The organism is Aneurinibacillus migulanus (assembly GCF_001274715.1).
Lineage (GTDB): Bacteria > Bacillota > Bacilli > Aneurinibacillales > Aneurinibacillaceae > Aneurinibacillus > Aneurinibacillus migulanus.
Genome location: NZ_LGUG01000004.1, coordinates 788,473 through 809,457, shown reverse-complemented (window position 1 = coordinate 809,457; position 20,985 = coordinate 788,473). Strand labels below are relative to the sequence as shown.

General features: G+C 40.9%; 30 protein-coding genes and 2 pseudogenes. 19 read left to right on the top strand and 13 right to left on the bottom strand.

Annotated features, from left to right (window positions below):
* Nucleotides 1-41: 41 nt before the first annotated feature.
* The 7 genes from AF333_RS05720 to AF333_RS05690 all read right to left on the bottom strand — a co-directional run bounded on the left by AF333_RS05720 (nucleotide 42) and on the right by AF333_RS05690 (nucleotide 5,241).
* Nucleotides 42-569, bottom strand: a complete 528-nt coding sequence (locus AF333_RS05720; protein ID WP_043067292.1) for a metallophosphoesterase family protein — start codon at nucleotides 567-569, stop codon at nucleotides 42-44.
* Nucleotides 566-1,183, bottom strand: a complete 618-nt coding sequence (locus AF333_RS05715) for an XTP/dITP diphosphatase (protein ID WP_043067291.1) — start codon at nucleotides 1,181-1,183, stop codon at nucleotides 566-568. The genes AF333_RS05720 and AF333_RS05715 overlap by 4 nt, the downstream gene beginning before the upstream one ends.
* On the bottom strand, nucleotides 1,176-1,940 hold the full coding sequence (gene rph, locus AF333_RS05710; protein ID WP_043067290.1) for a ribonuclease PH: 765 nt from the start codon (nucleotides 1,938-1,940) through the stop codon (nucleotides 1,176-1,178). Before rph ends, AF333_RS05715 begins: the two co-directional genes overlap by 8 nt.
* Nucleotides 1,941-2,069: 129 nt before the next feature.
* On the bottom strand, nucleotides 2,070-3,122 hold the full coding sequence (locus AF333_RS05705) for a GerMN domain-containing protein (RefSeq protein ID WP_043067289.1): 1,053 nt from the start codon (nucleotides 3,120-3,122) through the stop codon (nucleotides 2,070-2,072).
* Between the two features lie 77 nt (nucleotides 3,123-3,199).
* Nucleotides 3,200-4,012: a glutamate racemase gene (gene racE, locus AF333_RS05700; RefSeq protein WP_043067288.1), complete on the bottom strand. Its 813-nt coding sequence runs from the start codon at nucleotides 4,010-4,012 to the stop codon at nucleotides 3,200-3,202.
* Between the two features lie 466 nt (nucleotides 4,013-4,478).
* The gene (locus AF333_RS05695) at nucleotides 4,479-4,820 is read right to left on the bottom strand and encodes a DUF5665 domain-containing protein (protein ID WP_052812230.1); all 342 of its coding nucleotides are present in this window, start codon (nucleotides 4,818-4,820) and stop codon (nucleotides 4,479-4,481) included.
* Nucleotides 4,807-5,241, bottom strand: coding sequence for a DUF948 domain-containing protein (locus AF333_RS05690; RefSeq protein ID WP_043067287.1), 435 nt, complete (start codon nucleotides 5,239-5,241; stop codon nucleotides 4,807-4,809). The genes AF333_RS05695 and AF333_RS05690 overlap by 14 nt, the downstream gene beginning before the upstream one ends.
* 169 nt (nucleotides 5,242-5,410) lie before the next feature.
* On the opposite strand from AF333_RS05690, the gene AF333_RS05685 reads away from it, so the two are divergent.
* The 8 genes from AF333_RS05685 (at nucleotide 5,411) to AF333_RS05650 (ending at nucleotide 10,362) form a co-directional block, all read left to right on the top strand.
* Nucleotides 5,411-6,250, top strand: coding sequence for an STAS domain-containing protein (locus AF333_RS05685; protein ID WP_052520285.1), 840 nt, complete (start codon nucleotides 5,411-5,413; stop codon nucleotides 6,248-6,250).
* 17 nt (nucleotides 6,251-6,267) lie between these two features.
* Nucleotides 6,268-6,624, top strand: a complete 357-nt coding sequence (locus tag AF333_RS05680) for an STAS domain-containing protein (protein WP_043067286.1) — start codon at nucleotides 6,268-6,270, stop codon at nucleotides 6,622-6,624.
* Between the two features lie 2 nt (nucleotides 6,625-6,626).
* Nucleotides 6,627-7,031 carry an anti-sigma regulatory factor gene (locus AF333_RS05675; RefSeq protein ID WP_043067285.1) on the top strand — a complete coding sequence of 135 codons (405 nt, stop codon included), beginning with the start codon at nucleotides 6,627-6,629 and terminating at the stop codon, nucleotides 7,029-7,031.
* A gap of 46 nt (nucleotides 7,032-7,077) precedes the next feature.
* Nucleotides 7,078-8,073, top strand: a complete 996-nt coding sequence (locus tag AF333_RS05670) for a PP2C family protein-serine/threonine phosphatase (protein WP_235355887.1) — start codon at nucleotides 7,078-7,080, stop codon at nucleotides 8,071-8,073.
* A 95-nt stretch (nucleotides 8,074-8,168) separates the two neighbouring features.
* Nucleotides 8,169-8,486 carry an STAS domain-containing protein gene (locus tag AF333_RS05665; RefSeq protein WP_043067284.1) on the top strand — a complete coding sequence of 106 codons (318 nt, stop codon included), beginning with the start codon at nucleotides 8,169-8,171 and terminating at the stop codon, nucleotides 8,484-8,486.
* Nucleotides 8,487-8,506: 20 nt separating this feature from the next.
* On the top strand, nucleotides 8,507-8,995 hold the full coding sequence (gene rsbW, locus AF333_RS05660) for an anti-sigma B factor RsbW (RefSeq protein WP_043067283.1): 489 nt from the start codon (nucleotides 8,507-8,509) through the stop codon (nucleotides 8,993-8,995).
* Nucleotides 8,958-9,734 carry a sigma-70 family RNA polymerase sigma factor gene (locus AF333_RS05655; protein ID WP_043067282.1) on the top strand — a complete coding sequence of 259 codons (777 nt, stop codon included), beginning with the start codon at nucleotides 8,958-8,960 and terminating at the stop codon, nucleotides 9,732-9,734. The genes rsbW and AF333_RS05655 overlap by 38 nt, the downstream gene beginning before the upstream one ends.
* Before the next feature lie 22 nt (nucleotides 9,735-9,756).
* A complete protein-coding gene (locus AF333_RS05650; protein ID WP_043067281.1) occupies nucleotides 9,757-10,362 on the top strand; it encodes a SpoIIE family protein phosphatase in 606 nt (201 codons plus the stop codon).
* Nucleotides 10,363-10,392: 30 nt separating this feature from the next.
* On the opposite strand, the gene AF333_RS05645 is transcribed toward AF333_RS05650, so the two are convergent.
* The 4 genes and pseudogenes from AF333_RS05645 to AF333_RS05635 form a co-directional block, all read right to left on the bottom strand.
* Nucleotides 10,393-11,145, bottom strand: coding sequence for an exonuclease domain-containing protein (locus tag AF333_RS05645; RefSeq protein WP_052812229.1), 753 nt, complete (start codon nucleotides 11,143-11,145; stop codon nucleotides 10,393-10,395).
* 141 nt (nucleotides 11,146-11,286) lie between these two features.
* A pseudogene (locus tag AF333_RS32610) lies at nucleotides 11,287-11,373 on the bottom strand (helix-turn-helix domain-containing protein); the annotation flags it as partial.
* Nucleotides 11,369-12,877, bottom strand: a complete 1,509-nt coding sequence (locus AF333_RS05640; RefSeq protein ID WP_043067280.1) for a recombinase family protein — start codon at nucleotides 12,875-12,877, stop codon at nucleotides 11,369-11,371. The pseudogene AF333_RS32610 and the gene AF333_RS05640, both read right to left, overlap by 5 nt.
* 175 nt (nucleotides 12,878-13,052) lie before the next feature.
* Nucleotides 13,053-13,634: a hypothetical protein gene (locus AF333_RS05635; protein WP_043067279.1), complete on the bottom strand. Its 582-nt coding sequence runs from the start codon at nucleotides 13,632-13,634 to the stop codon at nucleotides 13,053-13,055.
* A gap of 232 nt (nucleotides 13,635-13,866) precedes the next feature.
* On the opposite strand from AF333_RS05635, the gene AF333_RS05630 reads away from it, so the two are divergent.
* Nucleotides 13,867-14,109 carry an AbrB/MazE/SpoVT family DNA-binding domain-containing protein gene (locus tag AF333_RS05630; RefSeq protein WP_043067278.1) on the top strand — a complete coding sequence of 81 codons (243 nt, stop codon included), beginning with the start codon at nucleotides 13,867-13,869 and terminating at the stop codon, nucleotides 14,107-14,109.
* A 152-nt stretch (nucleotides 14,110-14,261) separates the two neighbouring features.
* Complete coding sequence (locus tag AF333_RS05625) at nucleotides 14,262-14,531, top strand: hypothetical protein (protein WP_043067277.1); 270 nt, start codon at nucleotides 14,262-14,264, stop codon at nucleotides 14,529-14,531.
* 499 nt (nucleotides 14,532-15,030) lie between these two features.
* Here AF333_RS05625 and AF333_RS05620 read toward each other — a convergent pair whose 3' ends face one another.
* Nucleotides 15,031-15,279, bottom strand: a complete 249-nt coding sequence (locus AF333_RS05620; RefSeq protein WP_043067276.1) for a PepSY domain-containing protein — start codon at nucleotides 15,277-15,279, stop codon at nucleotides 15,031-15,033.
* Between the two features lie 202 nt (nucleotides 15,280-15,481).
* Here AF333_RS05620 and AF333_RS05615 point away from each other — a divergent pair, with 202 nt between their 5' ends.
* The 4 genes from AF333_RS05615 to AF333_RS05605 all read left to right on the top strand — a co-directional run bounded on the left by AF333_RS05615 (nucleotide 15,482) and on the right by AF333_RS05605 (nucleotide 17,210).
* Nucleotides 15,482-15,688: a hypothetical protein gene (locus AF333_RS05615; RefSeq protein WP_043067275.1), complete on the top strand. Its 207-nt coding sequence runs from the start codon at nucleotides 15,482-15,484 to the stop codon at nucleotides 15,686-15,688.
* A 213-nt stretch (nucleotides 15,689-15,901) separates the two neighbouring features.
* Complete coding sequence (locus AF333_RS05610) at nucleotides 15,902-16,360, top strand: GNAT family N-acetyltransferase (protein WP_043067274.1); 459 nt, start codon at nucleotides 15,902-15,904, stop codon at nucleotides 16,358-16,360.
* 353 nt (nucleotides 16,361-16,713) lie between these two features.
* Nucleotides 16,714-16,884, top strand: coding sequence for a hypothetical protein (locus AF333_RS34735; protein ID WP_235496164.1), 171 nt, complete (start codon nucleotides 16,714-16,716; stop codon nucleotides 16,882-16,884).
* Nucleotides 16,885-16,964: 80 nt separating this feature from the next.
* Nucleotides 16,965-17,210, top strand: coding sequence for an AbrB/MazE/SpoVT family DNA-binding domain-containing protein (locus AF333_RS05605; RefSeq protein WP_074715177.1), 246 nt, complete (start codon nucleotides 16,965-16,967; stop codon nucleotides 17,208-17,210).
* A 1,254-nt stretch (nucleotides 17,211-18,464) separates the two neighbouring features.
* Here AF333_RS05605 and AF333_RS34730 read toward each other — a convergent pair.
* Nucleotides 18,465-18,638, bottom strand: a complete 174-nt coding sequence (locus tag AF333_RS34730) for a hypothetical protein (RefSeq protein WP_235496162.1) — start codon at nucleotides 18,636-18,638, stop codon at nucleotides 18,465-18,467.
* A gap of 255 nt (nucleotides 18,639-18,893) precedes the next feature.
* Here AF333_RS34730 and AF333_RS37335 point away from each other — a divergent pair, with 255 nt between their 5' ends.
* From AF333_RS37335 to AF333_RS37325, 5 genes and pseudogenes are all read left to right on the top strand, one after another.
* The gene (locus AF333_RS37335; protein WP_074715180.1) at nucleotides 18,894-19,004 is read left to right on the top strand and encodes a hypothetical protein; all 111 of its coding nucleotides are present in this window, start codon (nucleotides 18,894-18,896) and stop codon (nucleotides 19,002-19,004) included.
* The gene (locus AF333_RS37330) at nucleotides 18,997-19,128 is read left to right on the top strand and encodes a hypothetical protein (RefSeq protein WP_255322197.1); all 132 of its coding nucleotides are present in this window, start codon (nucleotides 18,997-18,999) and stop codon (nucleotides 19,126-19,128) included. The genes AF333_RS37335 and AF333_RS37330 overlap by 8 nt, the downstream gene beginning before the upstream one ends.
* Nucleotide 19,129: 1 nt before the next feature.
* Nucleotides 19,130-19,396, top strand: a complete 267-nt coding sequence (locus AF333_RS05590) for a hypothetical protein (protein ID WP_043067270.1) — start codon at nucleotides 19,130-19,132, stop codon at nucleotides 19,394-19,396.
* A gap of 131 nt (nucleotides 19,397-19,527) precedes the next feature.
* On the top strand, nucleotides 19,528-20,205 hold the full coding sequence (locus tag AF333_RS05585; protein ID WP_053432661.1) for a helix-turn-helix domain-containing protein: 678 nt from the start codon (nucleotides 19,528-19,530) through the stop codon (nucleotides 20,203-20,205).
* Nucleotides 20,163-20,848 (top strand): annotated as a pseudogene (locus AF333_RS37325) (IS3 family transposase); the annotation flags it as partial. The gene AF333_RS05585 and the pseudogene AF333_RS37325, both read left to right, overlap by 43 nt.
* Between the last annotated feature and the right edge of the window lie 137 nt (nucleotides 20,849-20,985).

Sequence of the window (20,985 nt, the reverse complement as noted above, 5' to 3'; positions counted from 1 at the left end):
TCCGTATTCACCTCCCTGTCCTAAAAGCACATCCATGCCAGCTAATTGCGGACAGCAGACGGCAGAATAAACGTACGTTCCAATTTAGGCTGTTTCTTTCCCTCCGGAGAACGGAAAGAAACTTCCACCTGCACGCCACCCCCTCTTTCTTCGATTGTGAGGAGCGCATATGTGGGTAGAAAATATGAACGCGGCAACAGTAAGCTACCCGGATTCACATATAGAATTCCATCTTCCTGAATCGCTGTAATTTCATGAGTGTGACCAAATAATACAAGATTTGCCTGTTCCTCCATCGCCCGGTAGCGTAGACGCATCGCGCTCTGCTTCACACCATATGTATGCCCATGCGTTTGAAAAATCCGCAGAGCCCCAAGCTCCGTTACTTTCTCTTCAGGTGCATCCATATCGCTGTCACAGTTGCCTCGAACATATGTAAATTCCGGGGCCTGCTCACGCGGATAACAGAAATCCCCACAGTGAAATGCAGCGGCATGGGAATGGCGCTCAAGGATTCCTGGCAGGTGCTCTACGCTTCCATGCGTATCACTTACCACGATTACTTTCATAAGAAACGCTCCTTAAGCAAGCACTCCAGCTTACGCAACGCCGCGCCTCGATGGCTTATCCGATTCTTTTCTTCTGGAGTAAGTTCAGCCATCGTCTGCTGCTTGTCCGGCAGGAAGAAATGCGGATCATAGCCAAAGCCGCTCTCTCCTCTAGGTTCAAGCACAATTATTCCTTCACACGTTCCTTTGGCAAGCAATATCTCCCCACCTGGAATGGCAAGCGCAAGCACCGATGTGAAACGCGCCTGGCGCTTCTCTTCGGCTACACCCTTCAGCATTTCCGTCAGCTTCTCATTATTCTCACTATCGGTCGCATCAGGTCCAGCAAAACGCGCGGAATACACGCCGGGCTGACCGCCCAGCGCGTCTACTTCCAATCCCGAGTCATCGGCCAATGCCGGAAGACCGGTAAAATTTAAGATTGTCTCTGCTTTTTTCCTCGCATTCGCTTCGAACGTCTCTCCGTCCTCTATTACCTCGGGCATATCCGGTATATCTGCAATCGTTAAAATTTCGACGTCAAATCCTTCAAACATACGACTGAATTCGCGGATTTTCCCTTTATTTTTTGTGGCGAGAACAATACGCTTCCATGGAAAAGCTTGCTTATGCATTTTGAATCGTCTCCCCGTCCGTGCTTCCAATTGATAGTCCAAGCGGACCTAGCACTTCTTTTTGTACCGTAATTAAATCTGAAGCACCCTTCTTTCCATACGCCAATAATTCCTGCAGTTCTTCTGGACTGAATGGCGCTTCTTCTCCTGTACCCTGAATCTCGACGTACTTGCCCTGTCCAGTCATGACAATATTCATATCAACTTTAGCCTGCGAGTCTTCCTTATAGCAAAGGTCAAGGTGGGCTTTCTCTTCCACAATCCCAACACTAACTGCCGCAAGAAAATCCGTTACCGGAAGGCGGGAGATGAGTTGCTTCTCAATCAACTTGCCCATCGCAGATACCATTGCTACATATGCACCAGTAATGGATGCAGTGCGCGTACCACCATCGGCCTGAATTACGTCACAATCAAGCCAAATTGTGCGTTCTCCAAGCGCTTCCAAATTCACCACAGAGCGAAGTGCACGTCCGATAAGGCGCTGAATCTCCTGTGTCCTACCGCTTACCTTACCGCGACTCGATTCACGCACATTCCGGCTCTCTGTAGCACGAGGCAGCATAGAATATTCTGCCGTCACCCAGCCGCGTCCTTGACCGCGCATGAACGGAGGGACTTTTTCTTCTATCGTTGCCGTACAAATTACTTTTGTGTCCCCAACCTCGATTAAAACCGAGCCTTCTGCATGCTTTATATAATCCACCGTAATGGTAACTGGCCGAATTTGGTTATATTCCCGTCCGTCGTTTCTCATGCCATTCCCTCCCATTTTTCATTTCTGGCTTATTATAGCACAACCTATCGCAGATCATGTAAAGGGTCTAAACTGGCGCCGGGAAAAGAAAAAGCGGGGCAACCCCCACCTTTTCTTTTGCTTCCGGCTTTAATACGCCTCTTTATTCGTAATCATCGAACGGGTCACCGGCTTCGTATAATCGACATTGCCCGCTTTCACTACATTCTTACCTTCCACCATAATTTGCACCTTTTTTGCATCGGAGTTTTCAGTCAAGGAGAGCACGACTGATTCCAAAGCATCTGAACTTGCTTCTCCCTGGTTATACGATAGAATTTTGTTATCAAAATTAACTACCATAATATCTTTCTGCTGCTTGACGCTCTTGACATTCATGGAAGGAAGCAATGCAGAGAACAACGGCGAGCCTGTCTTCGGTCCTTGAATTAGTTCTTGCACAACCGCCAATCCTTTGTTATCTGATTTTGGAAGATAGCGGGTCACCGGAACGAAATATGTCAGCTTGTCAGACATTTGATTCTGAAAATATAAGGTTACCGCCATCGCCTGTCCCGGCTTTACCCTATCAGAAACTTCCACGTTGATACCTCTCTCACGGTTTAAATGCGATACAGGGGTGCCTTTCACCGGCATGACTTCCTGCGGATGGCCGTTAATCCAGATGTTTACTTCCTTTACCGCTTCAAATTCCGTCAAGGCCCATGTGACCGCTTCAAGAATTTTTTGTTCGTCTTCCGCTTTATATTTTTTGAATTCAGGGGAGAAATCAACCGTTGCCACACCTTCTTTAATCGTCATGCCAAGCACCTTCGTCCCTTTAGGCAGGATGGCTCGGAATCCTGGTGGAAGTAATTTCTCCCCTTCACTTCCCTGTACCATATAGTTCAGTACTTGTTTAGCCGTTCCTTCAGATTTAGGCAACTCTACTTCCCAAGGTACGACCAGCCCATCCGTATCAAGCACATACACTTTATGCGTACTCACTGGTTTGTCCGCTTTTTTGTCCGGCGCCGACGGCGGCGCATCGACTTTTTCACTTCCCGCAGTCGGCTGTGAATGCAGGCGAGGCGGATCAATTTCCCCGTTGCTTGGTGCATCTTTCGGACCGAATAACCCGCATCCGCTTAGTACGAATAAAAGACCAATAAAGGCACTTAGCAAAGATAACCTGCGTGCCATAGCTTCCCCTCCTCAGGCTCGTTTTGTACTACTATGTATACGAGCCTGGATGGGATTTATACATACTTTGTCCGAATTTATTTTCTCTTCTCTTCAAGGACGGCTTGATGTGCCCAAACCTTAATATGAAGCCATTCCTCTGCGATGGACATAAACAGTTCAGAATTGCCGCTTGCAAAAAAACGATGCTCTGGATTTACTGTATCTCCTCCATTTGCCAGCATACGCCGAAAGGAAAGGACAGCGCTTAATTCTCGTGCCGCCTCTTCTGCTGAACTAATCAACTTTACTCCGTTCCCCACTACTTCCTGGATGAAATGCGCAATAAGAGGATAATGCGTGCATCCTAGAATTAATGTGTCAAACGTTCCACTCATAAGCGGTTGCAATGCCTCACGCACAATTTCTAGTCCTTCGCGGTCATGTAGCTTCCCGCTTTCCACTAATGGAACAAGCGTCGGACAGGCAAGACTCGTCACTTGAATTTGTGGATTCAGCTTCTTCAGTGCTTGCGCATATGCCTCGCTCCGAATCGTTCCCTCGGTTCCAATAACCGCAACTTGTCCTGTCTTTGTTTCTTTAATCGCAGTACGGGCTCCAGGCTCAATTACCCCAACGACCGGAATATCCAATTGTTCGCTTACTTCCTGCAGTACGACCGCAGCTGCTGTATTGCAACCGATCATTAACGCCTTGATATTCTCTCTGAGCAAAAATTCAATCATCTGCAATGAGAATATACGTACTTCTTCAGCTGGTCTCGGGCCATATGGACACCGGGCTGTATCTCCGAAATAATAAATTGCTTCACGCGGCAACTGGCGAAGCACTTCTTTAGCGACGGTTAATCCCCCGACGCCTGAATCAATAATTCCTATTCCTTGTTTCATTTTTCTGGTCGCTTCCTTCTCTCAGTCTTACTTTTCTATCTTGACGATTCCGTTTACGGAATACAAGCTACCAATTTCATAATCTTGCGGTAACCCTGCCGTTTTTTACTTGGTTTAACGCCACGAGCAAGGTGGTAAGGAGCCTTATAGTATACACATAAAGGAGTGACAGATATGATTCCACCAACAAAGCCGAACGGTAACTATGCACCGGAAGGCCTTATGCTTAGCGATTTCTTACGATACGCTTTCTGAAGCCAATGGTCAAGCCGGTACGCCTATAAAAACAAAATAAAACCGTATCGGATTTTCAAATAGTATATGGATCAGTTTCTCATTTGCTCATAAAGATTCTCGGGTGGAATCCTTGTTGATCCGGGATAGGCGTATATTTGTATATAGTAAGAGAAAAAAGCAAAACGGGGACAAAATAGGTTGCTGACTTTTTGCCCCTGTTTTTTTCCGTTTATTTAGCCTGTTTGAATGTATTGACCCAATCAAGAAGCTGAGCGATATACTCACCGACAAGCGGCATGGAAACAAAGAAACTAAGGACATAAACAGCAATAGCAATAATGATCGCTGTACCGATCGTCATTCCGACGCCGCGTGAGACACCGGCCAACATATTAATCCATATGACGCGTCCGGGCTTCTGATAATTCTCAATAAAATCAGTAATGCGGCTTTTCTCTGTCCGATCTGCAAGCCACGCCAATTTATCATAATATTTCTCTTCGATTGGATCATGTTGAGGAGTCGCAGGAGAAGAAGTTCTTCCCCTTGTTTTTACATTAAGCTTGGACACGCTGCTTCACCTCAGTCCGCCGCTCATCCATTTGACGCATACGGTCAAAACCTTTGTACACGGTAAATCCGGCAGTTAACAACTCCAGCGCTCTGTCCGCCCATTCAGGAGGATGTGATACTTTATCTCGTACATGGTTCGATAGGGAGCTTACACCTTCACCAATCGAATCAACTGCGCTGAAGGTGCTGTCCAGTTTGTCCATTTTTCCGGTTAAGTCCTTGGAGATAGTATTCAAGTCTTCCAATGAGACATCGACCCGTGCAATGATTTGATCCGCGTTCATCTGTAAATGCTGAATCGTCTCGTCTGTTTGTTTAATTAAAGCGTTAAGATTACGAAAAAACTGTACAAGCATCACCGCGATAACAATGATTGCGATAGCCAGAACAATTACACCGATAGTGATAGCTGTTTGCATAAGCGCCTTCCTCCTGTTAGCATATTCTGTCTGATGTTTATTACCCGTATTTTTCTCTTTGTAAACTATGTTAAGATAAGATGGGAAGGTTTATGTTACAGCACATATCCCTATAAAACTCAATAAACGATATAATCAAAAAGCGCAATACGAAGATAGGAGTGCTACTATGTTCAGGAAAACTTCTCAACAGTTTATTCGTGACCATAAGGATGAAATCGAAGAACTGTGGAAAGACCGACGCGCCGCTGCTTCCTCTTCCTATGATCATGCAATTGAAACATTTATTACCCATATGATATACGATGGATTTCTTAGCTATTTTGCCGATTTTTTCTCGGAAAAAGAAGAAGTTCGCGAAGGAGCTGTAGATGGTATTGAGCAAGCATGCTATCGTCATGTTCCTCAGTGCACGGAAGCAGATGTACCCGTTTCTGCAGTCGTTCAACCTTTTTATCTCATTCGTGATATTCTGTTGGAAACCGAAGAAATGCAACAGCATCCTACTTTCATCCTTCCCTTGATGAAAGAAGTAGACCAATTTTTCTTTCGTCTCATTGGTGTGATCCACGATATTTATGCCTCTTCCTGGAAGAACAAGCTATTGGCGCAACGTTCTGCAATGATGGAATTATCCGCGCCACTCATTCCTTTGTTCGAGAGCATCACGGTCATGCCAATTGTAGGCGCTATTGATACTGAACGTGCACAACTGATTACACAAAACCTCCTGTACGGAGCCATTAAATACGAGAGCAAGGTCGTACTCATCGACATTACAGGAGTTGCGGAAGTGAATACCATGGTGGCCCAGCATATTATCAAAGCGGCAGAAGCTATTCATCTTATCGGAGCCGAGTGCATTGTAGTCGGCATCAGACCAGAGATTGCCCAGACAATGATCAGCTTAGGCATCGATATGGATATGCTGACGACGTTAAGCTCCATGAGTCAAGGTCTTCGCGTAGCTCTTGAAAAAACAGGAAAAGAAATCAGGGAAATTAACTGAGGGAGGTATATGCTACAATGAGAATTCCAATATTAAAGCTCGGAAACTATTTGCTCGTTTCCATTCAAATTGAGCTTGATGATAAAACAGCCGTCCAATTTCAACAGGACCTGTTGAATATGATTCACAAAACAGGTTCGACAGGAGTTGTTATTGACCTGACCTCCGTCCAGATGATTGATAGCTACATCGCTCGTGTGCTGGGTGATGTTGTAAAAATGTCCGAATTGCTTGGTTGCGAGGTTATCTTTACAGGCATCCAGCCCGCAGTAAGCATTACGCTTATCGATTTGGGTATTGGTTTTAGAAACATCAAAACCGCTATGAATCTGGAGCAGGGCTTGGAAAAATTGAAGCAATCATTGGAGGGATAAAGGTGGACAACAACCCTAGCATTCATGTCTATAACGAGTGGGATATTGTTGTTGCCCGACAAAGCGGGCGGGATCTCGCTAAATCCCTCGGATTTGGAGAAGTGGATCAGGCACGTATCACTACCGCTATCTCCGAGTTGGCTCGTAACATCTATTTATATGCCAAACAAGGGGAAATCGAAGTTTCACCCGTTTATGAAGGCGATAAAGTAGGTATTAAGATTATATCCCGTGATAATGGACCGGGAATTAAAGATGTAATGAAAGCGCTCGAGGACGGCTATTCTACTTCCGGCGGTTTAGGAGCTGGATTGCCCGGAGTCAAGCGTTTGATGGATGAATTCTCCATTGAATCAAGCGAAGGAAAAGGAACGCTAATTACTGCGGTAAAATGGAAACTTTTCTAGACTGTAAATAGGCACAGCTGAAGGAGGAGAGCATTTTTTGAAACAAGTGAAGGAGTATTACGAAAAGATTATGCTCCACTATCTGCGAAATCCCGGCGAACACCAGCTATATGCCGGTCAGCAGCTTAGCAAATCGCTCATCGAAAAAGATATTCCACCAGAGGATATTCTGGGCCTTCACATTAGCATTATGAAAGAAAACGGCCATGTTCTATCCGAAGAATGGGAACGTTCCTTTCAATTTCTAATGGAAATCATGGTATCGTTTGGCATGGCATATCAGGAACGACAAAGCCTTAGGCTAAAGAAAAAACAATTAGAGAGCGAAATTAACGTTGCTATCTCTATGCAGAAGAAGTTATATCCGCCTACTTTCGATCACGAATTCCGCGATCTCGACGTAGGCTTCATTAGTACTCCGGCACGCGAAATGTCGGGCGACTTCTATTATTATACGAACCACGGCAAAAATAAATTAGGCATTCTAGTAGCTGACATCGTAGGCAAAGGGATTCCGGCTGCCCTTTGCATGTCGATGATTAAGTATGCAATGGACACACTGGAAAACGATATAAAACCAGCGAATATGATTCTTGACTACCTGAATCGCCTGGTGCTAAAAAATGCTGATCCAAGTTTGTTCGTTACAATGTTTTACACGATTTATGATCCGCTTACTTCCGTTCTTACCTACTCCTCCGCCGGTCATGAACCAGCGCTCTATTACCACGCTAAATCGAAGAAGTTTGCCGATTTAAATACACGGGGCCTGATTTTGGGCGTAGATGCCAACGTGAAATACGAGGAGAAAGCCCTTCCCCTTGAAACAGGGGACTTTGTGGTGTTATATACGGACGGCGTTACCGAACGAAAAGGCTCAGATGCTCCAGACGACAATTCAATTCTCCGAGAAGCGCTTGTCACCGCAGATTTATCGCTTCCGGCCCAAGACATCGTCAATCATATGTATCAGTACGCAATTAGGGAAAAAGATTACCAGTTAGACGATGACCACACAATTGTAATGATTCGTAAAAAATAAATAAATTTACCATATCATTATGTTGTTTTACCCGTAGGCAACCTGGGTAAAGTAAAGTATCGTGTACATAATAAAGTATATTAGAGGTGAAAAGAATGAACCAACTCCCTTTCCTAGTTGAAAAGGAAGAAACGGATAAAGATATCTGCGTATACATCCATGGCGATTTGGACTTGGCTTCTGCTCCGCAGTTGCGTGAGACCCTGCTCCCGCTTGCGGAGAAAGACAAAAGAATTCTGCGGGTCAACCTAAAAAATCTTCATTATATGGACAGTACCGGGCTCGGTGTTTTTGTAGCTGCACTCAAGCTCCGCAAAGCCATTAGTGGAGAAATGTACTTGGAAGAAGTTCCTGAAAAAATCCAGCGAATCTTCCAGATTTCCGGTGTTGACCAGTATATAACCATTGCGTAATTTTTACAGGGGGGATTCGTATGCCAGAATTGAATGACCACGTGAAAATAAACGTTCCGGCACGCGCCGACTATATAAGCGTAATTCGTTTAACAGTCTCTGGACTCGCTTATCAGATGGGCTTTTCTTACAATGATATTGAAGATATAAAAGTCGCGCTGGCGGAAGCATGTAACAATGTAGTGAGTCACGCTTATAAGTACAGCGAGGCAGGAGATATGATTGTAGACTTTCATGTGGAATCTGATCGTCTGAAAATTGTTGTCAGCGATGAAGGAGCGGCCTTTGATGCGAAAAAGCTGAAAAAGGAAGCTACTTCACTTCATGGAAAAAGTCTTGATGAAATTGATGTCGGTGGACTGGGGATTTATTTAATGAAAACACTCATGGATGAAATTGAGTATGATACCGGAGAGAAGGGGGTTAAAGTAGCACTAACTAAATATCTCAAAAGGGATGAGGTGAGCGAAAGTGAGCCAAACGTCCACCAGGAAATCACTCAACCGTGACATTACAGAATATATTCGTACCTATCAGGAGACCGGCTCAGAAGAAATATTGGAGCAGATTCTAGAAAACTATCAGACGACGGTAAAAAAGCTCGCTTCCAAGATGGCTCGTGATTTTCATTTGGTGGATGACTTGTATCAAGTAGGCATGCTTGCTTTATTAGGTGCCATTGATAAGTTTGACAATGAGGTCAGCCATAACTTTGACGCGTACGCTGTATCGACCATCGTCGGCAAAATGAAGCACTACCTCCGGGATAAAACGTGGAGTATCCGCGTGCCGCGAACCATTAAAGAGATGGGATACCGACTACAGAAAACTATTGATGAATTAACAGTGGAACTGCAGCGTTCACCACGAATTGATGAAATTGCGGACAAGCTCGGGGTAACCGAAGAGAAAGTGCTTGAAATTATGGAGAATAAAGGCAACATTCATGCTCTTTCCCTCGATACGCCGATGAAGGCCGACAATCAAGAACAAGATTCTCATACATTAATGGATATGATTCCGGACCAAGACCCGGGCTTTTTGGATGTAGATCGGAAAATCGATTTGTCCGGCCTGCTCGAAGATTTAGATGAGCAGCAGCGCCAAGTCATTCATTATGTGTATTACGAAGAGTGGTCACAGCGTCAAATCGGCGAGAAATTAGGCATTTCTCAAATGCAAGTATCCCGCATTCTGCGTAAAACTTTGCAGCAAATGAGAGATGCCTATATAAAGAATTCAGAATAAAAGCTGATTCGGGGGATTTATTTTGTACTCTTTTCAGTACAGTATCCATCATACGTCAAAAAAACCAAACACACTCTCAGGGGATTGCTATTTCGTAAAAACATACGACGACACTGCATTGGTCAGTATCGCTGACGGATTAGGTAGCGGGCCTGATGCGAGAAATGCTGCAGAAAAAATCATTCAGGAAATTGAAAAACAAGCACAAGGTAATGGCTCTCCGCTTGCTCTTCTCAAAGAAGGCAATCGTTCCCTTTACGGTTCTCGTGGCTCTGTAGTAGGAATTGCCATGGTAGATATTCAAAGGCAGAAAGTTTCCTATGCAGGAATTGGAAATATTACTTGTCTGACTATATCGCCAAGACGCAAAAAACAATATCTTATCTCAAATCCTGGATTTTTAAATGGACGTCCTTTCAATGGAACAGAGCGATATTTGCCTTTTCATCCGGACGATACAATTATCCTTTTCTCGGATGGAATTGAGCTACCCGAAAACTGGGAATATATTGTTACTAGCAGGCTTGCTCCAGAAACGATTATTCAACGCCTTGTAAAAGAGATGAGACTTATTAACGATGACGCTACGCTCATTATAGGCAGATGGCATAAAGAAAAGAGAGTGTAAAAGGAATCCGGCCTTTTACACTCTTTTTTCTTACTTTCCTTTGTGAGTCAGGTATACATATAAATCTGCCAGCGTTTGTACCCCGTGAATTTCTAAACTTTTTTGCATCACCGACCACAATTTCGCTGTCATTCTCGCGTCGCTTTGTGCATGATGCCTGTTCTTAATCGAGATACCTGCCCACTCCAATACATCTTCCATCCGATGCTCGGTAAGTTGCGGATAAAGACATTCAGCTACTTTTTTCATCTCCAATGTACGATGTGTAAACCTCTGATAAGAGGAATGCCAAAGAAAATGATTAAAAAACTTTAATTCATGCCCAATATAATAGCCAATTACAATCGTGTTAGTAAGAAACGCTTCGAAGGAAGCAAAGACTTCTCCCAACGGTGGCGCTTCCGCTACCATATCTTCTGTAATTCCTGTCAATACTGTTATATGGTCCGGAATGCAACCCGAAGGACGAACATACACAGAAAACAGATCGTCATGCGCTATCTCTCGGCCGTTCATTCGTATAGCCGCAATGGAAATCACTTCAGCTCCGCGTTCGGGATAAAACCCCGTCGTCTCGATATCAACCGATGTATAGACGAGCTCTCGCAGAGGTGTCTGCAGGAGGTTAGCATGTCGTTGGGATTCCTGTAGCAGGGAGCGAGTCCAGGCTTCCTGACGCAAATCCGCCCCCCCTTGTCCGTAGAACATGCCCATATGCTGTTTTCCAATGCCACGGGCGAGCATTTGGGAGATGCGCGCGAACAGACCATTTGATTCTTTCATTTCCCCGCCACCCTTATGTTTTGTGCCTACGGATTATGTGAAAATAATATCGAAGAACCTGTTTTCCATCCAGTGCTGCGTTAGATTTTGTAACATAAAAAACCCCCCTCATACGAGGCGGGTTGTTCATTTAGGAGCGTATTAAATTTTTAACTCACCTAAACGAACGAGTTCGACAACAGCTTGAGAACGACCTTTTACGTTCAATTTCTGCATGACGTTTCTAATGCATACCTTTTGAAAACATTTTCCCTTGAACAGGTTGGCGGAAGGTATATTTAATATCCATCGTTCCATCTTGAGCAATCTTAATCTCTTCTATTAAAGCATTAAACACATGATACAAATCCTGATCTGTGTTCTCTAATTGAACAAAAGCTTCCTTTATATTCTGTTCATTTTGCTGTACATGTTCTGTACGTTGAAGAATGAATAATTCTTCCTCTGAATGCTGAAGCTCACGATCCAGTTCAATTCTCTTTTGCTCAAACTCTTCCTTTGTTATTAACTTTTCTAAGAATAAGTCCACTAAAGATTTCTTTTTCTCGCTCATCGTTTCAATTTTTTTATTGAGTATCTTTATCTCTTCTTCTTTCAACTTCTTGATTTCGCTTTTTAGATTCATCGAAAGTGTTTTTCCCGTCTCCGATAATCTCTCGATGATAAGCTCACGTATCTCTTCATATTGAATAGGTACATGATTCACACAAGCGTGTTCACCAGCTCTTCTATATGCACTGCATTTTACGTATGCAAAATACTTTCGTTGTCCAGATTGCACTTCTCTTCTGCGCTTGCCTTGTAGAATTACCATGTTGCATCCACACACGGCGCATTTCATTAAACCGCGCAGCTCGTTCCATGATGTAATTTTTCTGCGTGTTGCTTTATATTTTTTCGAATTCGCTTTCTCCCATGTCTCTCTTGAGACGATTGGAGGGTGATGGTCACGAAAGATAAGCCATTGCTCTTCTGGGTTTCTAATCTGCTTTTTCCGGCCACATACCTTAACTGTCCCGTACTGATTCAGGATAAAATCTCCGCAGTAAATCCGATTTTGAATAAGGCGCTGCACAGATGTCACTTGCCATTTTGGATTTAACTTAGATGGAATACCACGATCATTCAATTCCCGAGTGATTCGTTTGAACCCCCATCCACTTCCATACCAACCGTAAATTTTCTGGACTATCTCTGCTTCGCTTTCATTAACAACAAGTTTTCCGTTTTCTTTGTCATAACCATACGGAGTTTTTCCGATATGTCCGCCACGTCGTACTTTAGCTGCTAATGCGGCTGACACACCGGCTGACAAAGTTCGGCTATATTGAGCAGAAAATAAACTCCAGATTTCAAAAGAGATGTCGTTTCTCCCTGCCTTAAATGAATCATAGCCTTCTTCAATAGAAATCAAACGAACATTATACGCCATAAATACTTCTCGAATCTCAAGAGAATCTTTCATGTCCCGAGCTAAACGAGAAATTGATTTAAAGACAACCATATGAATTTCTCTCTTTTTTGCTTTCTCTAAAATCAACTGAATCGCTGGACGTTCTAGAAACAACGTACCACTAATTCCTTCATCTTTATATATGCAATCTTCATCCCATTCATGGCCGTTACGCTCCAACCAGTTCCGGCAGATGTCAATTTGATTTTCAATGGAGGATATCTGCTCATCCTTATCCGTACTAACCCGTACATATACTGCATACTTTTGCTTTTCCATGTTTCCCTCCAGTTTGCAAAAGGTACACTTTTATCTAACATTTTAACCATTTTGCTTCCTGAAAGAAACATACAATGTATTCAATAAATTCAATCTAAAACATATGGTCTTTAGGAATATTTACAGACTGTCTACTTGACAGGGATAAGAGCACATTAATCATCTCTTTCCTTTTCTATAGTTTTTTGGGCGGGCTTAACCTAATAGGATCCACCATAACATTAATATCACCAGGATTTCTCTTTATAGAAATTCTTACTCCATCCACTTGGATCTCTTCCGAAACTTGATTGGCTCCTTTTTCCTTAATGAATTGATCCAGTTGCTCTGACCATGTGACACCAGTAGCTTGTATCATCGCCTTGATTGTATTTAAGTCAGGAGATCCATTATACATTAGACCATCAAGAGTTTTTCCATCTCTTTTCAGCATAACGCTTACCCATTTTGCCTTCCCTTTTATGTATTTCTCCTCTTTCGGATAATAAAATCTATAGTAATTTGTGTCCTTTTCTAACTCGAGCTTAAAAGGCAAAATTTCAATGTTTTTACCAGCTAATTCGTTTTTAATTTTATTGTAATTGCCTAGGTACTGATCCGTTGTCATATCCGTAAATGTAAGTTTTGATTTTGTCTCCTCTTGTTTCTTCTCATGCTTCGAACTACTTTTTGAAGCATTCGTTTTTTCATTGGCTCCGAACATCGCAAGACCAGCAATTAAAAGCAATGCTACCAGTAAAACCAAGTACTTTTTCAAGAATGTTCCTCCTTATGTACGAAAAATATTAAAATATGGCAATTTAGATTGTATCAGATACTAGGATAATATCAAATCTGTTGATTCTGACGTAGTAAACATGGTGCCAAATAAATAAATTAATATGTACTACTATCTGTTCAGATAGTGATTTTCTATTTATCATAAAATAATATCCTTTTTATGGTTTACATTATAAAATTATACAAAAAAGAGAAGGAAGAGATAAAAAATGAAGGCAATTGGAATTGTTCGAAGATTGGACGAACTTGGAAGAATTGTTTTGCCTAGGGAATTAAGGCATACACTTGGAATCGTCGAAAAAGATGGTTTAGAAATTTTCGTAGACAGGGAGTGCATTGTCTTGCGCAAGTATCAACCAACCTGCATCTTCTGCAATTCTGTATTAGATGTCACTGAATATAAAGGAAAGAAAATTTGTGCTTCTTGCTTTGAAGACCTGCCGTCCAGATAAAGTAGACATGGTAAATGGTTAGGTAACAAGAAGCTAAAAACTTTTCTTGTATGAGAAGTTGGATTCAGCTTTTCTACTTGCCTCTTTATTTTCAACCGAATTCATTATACAGAGAGAAAAATAAGTAAATTTTCGTTAAAGGATGGGTCCTCATGAAAGATTATGTGCAAGAGCATGTTGAACAATTAATTTCAAGGTATGAGCAACTTGTTCAGAATCAATACCAAAAAAATGATAAACTTCCAGAGTTTGATACCATGAGATTATACTATGACGCAAAAACTATTTGCTATGAGGATTTTTTACAGGAATTACGGTTTATTCTCCGTGTCAAACAACTCCACGAAGAAACAGAGAACATGAGCATCGAGAAACTGATTGAAAAAGGAGAAAAACTTTCTCAAGAACGGGATGAAAAATAAAGAAAGGGCCGGAAACACTAAAAGCCCTGCCATCCATACGGACAGTGGGACTTCCTTGTCATCTTTTCATTTTTAACTCACTCGATTTTCATTGTATATGAACAGATTCATCATCTCTATGGCCCTTCTTAAAACAAAGAAAATCTCACTACCCAAATGGACAGTGGGATTTTCTTGTCTCTATTGAGTTGCCACGCAAAGTTAGTTCTGGTTTCTACTCTAAGGATGTATATAGTTTATCAAGGGTGTTGATTATCCAGTACGATCCAGAGTGGATAGCCACCACACCGTGCCCCAAACGGGCGTCGGTTCGTCTCCCGCACGGAAGCAAGGCCGCTTTTTGCCCTGGCCAAGCGGCCTTGCTTCCTCCTTGCGAGAAAAAGACGAGGGCACACGCCGACGCGTGCATCTTCTTTCTTCTACCTTATGGATAATCAACAGGTGTGATAGTTTATTTCACATTTTTATATGTTAATCTTTCTTGGTTCAAAAAATGGTATTAGTCAAAGTCATTTTCTTCTTCAATTTTTAGGATTTTTCCTGTTTTTGCTACCACATCTACCTCGAATACTCTGTTTTGTGATGTCAAAATGAAAACCTCATAAACCAAAATTCCGTTTTCCAAATCCATATCTATATGAATGATTTGCCCTGGTACACGTCTTAGTGCAATTTCTTGTGCCTGCTGTGGAGTTATTCTTTGTCTAAACATAGGCAACTGGGCGTAATTATAAACATTCCCGTACATCGAAAGTATTCCCCCTATTCAAAAATTCCAGCTATTTATCCATATGTATTAGACAAGTTATAGGTGCCACTTCAAAATTCTTCTTCTTTAATGACCTGTCTGTTAGCATAACAAATTTACATAACTTACATTATATTTATACGTGTCCAACCTCTTTAGACAAGCATAGGATGTACCATCTAGCTAGAGAGGAGGAGATAACATGAATCGTAGAATTGAAAGATTACGTCGAAGAGCAGCAGCACTTTTAGGTAGACGAGTAGACGTAGAACTATTTAACGATCGTGACATCGAAGGTATCCTAGTACTCGTACGAAGAAACTTTATTGTTTTACGTGTACGAAGAAGGGGCCGTATTATCCGAATCAGAATTCCTTTTACAAGAATAGAAGATATTGATTTAGACTAATGCTCAAAGCTGCCCCACCATCCATACGGACAGTGGGGCTTGATTGTCTTATTCCTTCTTCGCTTTCCCGGTAATACATACACCAACGTACAAAGTGTCCAGTAGTATATCCCATGTCTCTCAGGGAATAATTATCCTGTTTTAAAGTATTAAAAGAAGTTGAAACTCATCTCCTGAAAACGCGTATTTGAAAATAAAGGGAGGGTGATAATTATGGTGTACATAGATGGTTTGAGGCCGCTTCAAGAAACAGATTTATTAACTTTAGAAAAGTGGTTTGAAAACAGCGAAATTGCTTCTAGAATGGAAGGGATGTTACCTCTAAAGGAATGGTATAATCACATATCTAAAAACTTCCTACAATTTATTCGAATCGCTTATACCCAGCAAAACCCAGTCGGAATAATTCAGGTAGAAAAAGAAGAAGATATAGGCTATATCAGTCTAATTGTAAACCCTTCATTTTGGAACAAAGGATATGGGAAAACAATACTATGTAAAGCATTAGAACAACCTGAATTTCGCTCGATACGTAAATGGAAGGCAAGTATTGAAGAAGACAATATAAGTAGTTTAAAATGCTTTAAATCTGTTGGATTTATAGAGGAAGATGCAAATCCAGATGAGGATGGATTTTTCGATCTTGTGTATTCTATACCTGCAGGACAATAATTTTAGGGTATAAGTGTAGCAAAAAGTTTTTTAAACAACCTTAGTGTAATAAAAAAGCCGCGCCATCCATACCGATAGCGCGGCTTAACTGCGTTATCCTCCCTTCTCTTTTCCAATAATGGAAAGGGAAAACGCTTTGCCCATTTGGATATATTATACAAAAGAGGGTTCAGAAGGCATCTCTTTGTTTATGATAAGCTCTATTATGAGGTGATACATATGCAATTTTCCGTCCGCTCCAATCTTATAATCAATGAATACGGGCAGTATAAAGGTGTAAAAAAATTACCATCCACATAGCCAACGGGTATTACCTTTATTCTTAATCTCCAATAAATATATATACATCTGATTTGATACATCGACAAATTCTTGTGGTGAGAGGGAAGAAAAGAAGGAAGGGTGGAAGCGGTCGAAAAAAGACACGTTTGCCTTTTTTCTGCCGGAGCGCAGGGCGCATCCGACCTCTTTTTTCTGGATCGCCTCCTTCCAACCACGCTACTGTGTCAAAATATCAAGTGTAATTTATATAGTTATTGAATCGGAAAAGGTATCTATTTATAATTTTACAATGCAGGGAAAATAATACAAATCAGGAGAGGATATTATGCATGAAATGGGAATTGTTCGTAAACTGGACAATCTAGGTAGAGTTGTATTCCCTATAGAGCTAAGAAATAAACTAGGAATACAAATTGGAGATAGTCTAGAAATCTTTGTGGATGGCGAACAAATTGTTTTTAAAAAGTATGCACCTGGATGTTTGTTCTGTGATTCTATCTCAGGAATTGTCCAATATGAAGGAAAGAAAATATGCGCTTCTTGCTTGGAAGAACTGAAGCATATATAAAATTTGCTAAAAGCTTATCTTCGCATTTCTTTCATTCTACTCGCTCTCTTCATTTCCTTTTTTACCGTTTTCTATTAAGGGGAAAAACCTCCTTTTTAGGTGAAGAAAGCCGACAGAAGTGTATACCTCTACCAAGTTAGGCAGAAGGGTAGACTGTTCTTTGTGCTACATGTTACAGCATATGTGGACCGTCTGTATTTAGACTGTTTTGCTTTTAGGAGCACGACTAACAAAACACAGAAAATATACGTTAAGGAACAACGTTCGATAATGTTGTTTATGAAAACAAAACAGCCAGCCCAAATACGGGCTGACTGTCTTTATGTCCTATAATTTAGATTAGGATAAAACACCAGGTCAGACTTTCTTATCGCTATCTAAAATGCATCTAAATTACAATTATCCGAAAATATAGCGTAGAAGTCTCTGGACATACGGGTAAATAAAAATTTTCATACTTCATTTCTCCTTTTGGTGAAATTCTACTTGCAAGATTATCCCTTTTCAATACATAGATACTACGAAACACAATAGATAAATGACCTGACTTGAAATGTTTTACGATAACCACATGTAAATCTTGGCCGCAATCCATGTACCAGCCACAAACCAAACCTCTTTTTTAGATATCCACCCCACGATGATCACCTCCTTTCATACCAAAAAGTTTCATGTCTACAGGGATAGCGTTAGGAAAATACGGTTTTATTACGTTAAGCATTGAAAGTAGTGAAAAGTTGGTGCTACCCCATCTATAAATATTCGAAATAATATGCATTTTTCGGGCTAATTTAACATTTTTTGTAGCTGTGTCTGACAAAAAACAACATGTAAATTAAAGCAAGATTATGCTTATAGAGCCGCTGCTTTAGTTTATTTTTGAACATAATCGAGCATTTTTAATTTGATGAAAAAACGTCGATATCCCTATTCCGATTGACGGTTTTTATTGAATATCAAATTAAAAATAAAGGAAAATCGTCTCATGATTAAACTTATAATTTTTGTAATAATCAGATAAAAATTGTGATAATTTATGGAGGTGAAGGTAAATGTGGTGGAGAGTAATTAAATCTGTATTCTTCTGGATGTATTCGCAGGAAAGAAGTTCAAGACCTTAATTAAACCGGTCGCTGTTTGATAATATCTATAGATCTTCTTGTCAATATGTTTATAAAAGATGTACCGCTAACAAAGCACGGAAAATATACACTAAAGAGTGTGCGGTAATGTTCCTTTCGTAAACTATATAAGTTACACTTGATAGTTTGACATGATAACGTGGTTGGAAGTAGGAAATTCGGAAAAAATGAAGAGGGTGGATGCGCCCTGCGCTCTGGCAGAAGAAAGGCCAGTGTGTCTTTTTCTAGTCTCTGATTTTTTCCTTCTTTTCTTACCTCCTACCACAAAAGTTTGTCGATTTATCAAACCAGATGTATATAAAGTAGCCGTTCCCAAGCAGGAACGGTGTTTTCTTTTGCCCATGTTTCATTTGGAAATCACTTTATAACAAAAACCCCAACTTTGCTAAAAGCACATAGAGAACCATTTTGAACTTCTGATAACGTCCGATAACTCCTGTTATGTGAAATAAAACAGTCAGCCTATTTTATTTAGTAGCCTTTTCTATTCAGCCCCCTTTTGCATTACCTATAGTAAGACTTTTAGAAGGGAGGAAATAAAATGACTACAGCCTATGTCACAAACAACGATTCCGATGAAGTCTCAGTTATCAACACGCAAACGCACCGGGTCATTGCTACGATACCCGTTAAGAAGACTCCTTGTGGCTGAACATGTGTCCGCAGAAGAGAAGATTGTGTGGTTAAGTAAATTGGTAACTGCTGTTGAGGAATTTAAACAGGAAAAGGAGAAAGAACGGCAAGAGAGACAGAAGCATCTGGAACGGAGTGAGTGATTTGAGGTTTACTAAGAAGAAGGCTCAAGAATTTTTTAAGGCTCTTACTGGCTCTAGTAGCAATATCGAGAAGGAGAGCTTTGCTCGCAATAGTTTTACGCAACGGCATGGAATGATGTGTTATCGTGCTTGGATTTTAGATGGTCGTATTTATTGTCAAATTGATTTAACAAACGAATGTATTTTTAGTGCCTATTTTAATTTTGATACTTATGAGTATGACATGGAGTATACGGAACACGCTCGTGAAAATGATGACTGGAATTAATTTTCGATAATTTACAATACGTAAAATTGTTCAACTAAGTACAAATAGCCCCGCTATCCCTATGATATGCTCCCCTATGGGTAGACAGATTAAAAAATAAAAATCTGGCTACTTATGGGGGAGTATTTATTATGTCCAAAAGATCTTACCCTGCAGAAGAGAAATACGAGATATTAAAGGCATTAGATGAGCATTATTCACCATATGAACTTGAATCAAAATATAACGTGCACCATTCAACGATTTTGGACTGGAAACGCAAGTATGATAAGTATGGTTTGGAAGGTCTAAAAGAGTCTTCTACTTGGAAAAAGTATTCTAAGGAATTGAAGCTAGCTGCCATTAGGGATTGTCTGTCTGGGAAGTATTCCATGCGTGAGGTTGCTAGATTGTATGACATATCGGATGCTTCTGTCCTCAGAGGTTGGATAAAGAAGTATAATAGTCATAGAGATTTAAAGGACACGTCACAAGGAAGGACGAGCTCTATGACTAAGGGAAGAAAAACGACTTGGGAAGAACGAATACAAATTGTACTTGACTGCTTGGGGAACGAAAAAGATTATCAAGATGCAGCTAATACTTATAATGTTTCTTATCAACAAGTCTATCAATGGGTTAAGAAGTATGAAAACGGCGGAGATGAAGCGCTGAAAGATAAACGTGGCAATAAGAAAGAAGAAGCTAAACTAACGCTAGAAGAGAAAATCAAACTTGAAATGAAAAAGTTAGAAAGAGAAAATGAACGGTTACGTGCGGAGAATGTATTCCTAAAAAAGTTAGAGGAGATCGAAAGGAGGAGAAAATAAGCCAAATCCGATTTGAGGATAAGTACATCGCTATTCAGGAGCTTCACGAGAAAGAGAGTTTAAGCATTCGTTTACTTTGTAAAATCGCGGGAATGGCACGTTCTGCATACTATAAGTGGCTTAATCGCACGCCTTCTTCCCGAGAGATACTAAATGAAGAAATCATTAAAGAGATGAAAATTCTCCACGAAAAGGTTGATAGCACCTTCGGCTATCGTCAAATGACACTTCATATGAATAGAAATTTTGAAGAGAAACTTAATCATAAAAGAATCTATCGACTAATGAAAGTGGCTGGCTTACGCTCTGTCATTCGAATCAAGAAAAAACACTCTAAACGCACTACACCTCAACATGTGGCAGAAAACATATTAAATCGGGAATTTACCGCGGAAAAACCAAATGAAAAATGGGTTACAGATGTAACAGAATGTAAGTATGGCCAATCAAAGAAGGCTTATTTAAGTGCGATTCGTGATCTTTATGATGGATCAATTGTAAGTTATGTTTTAGGACATTCCAATAATAATCAACTTGTATTCAAGACGCTTGACCAAGCTACAGTACTATTAGATGGGGAACATCCACTTATCCATAGTGATCGTGGGTTTCAGTACACTTCAAAAGGATGTAAGCGTAAGATNTTCAAAAGGATTTAAGCGTAAGATAGACGCAGTAAAGATGACACAAAGTATGTCACGAGTTGGTCGGTGTATTGATAATGGGCCAATGGAATCTTTTTGGGTGTCAATGCCGTTTTCAAATTCCCGCTCCGAAATC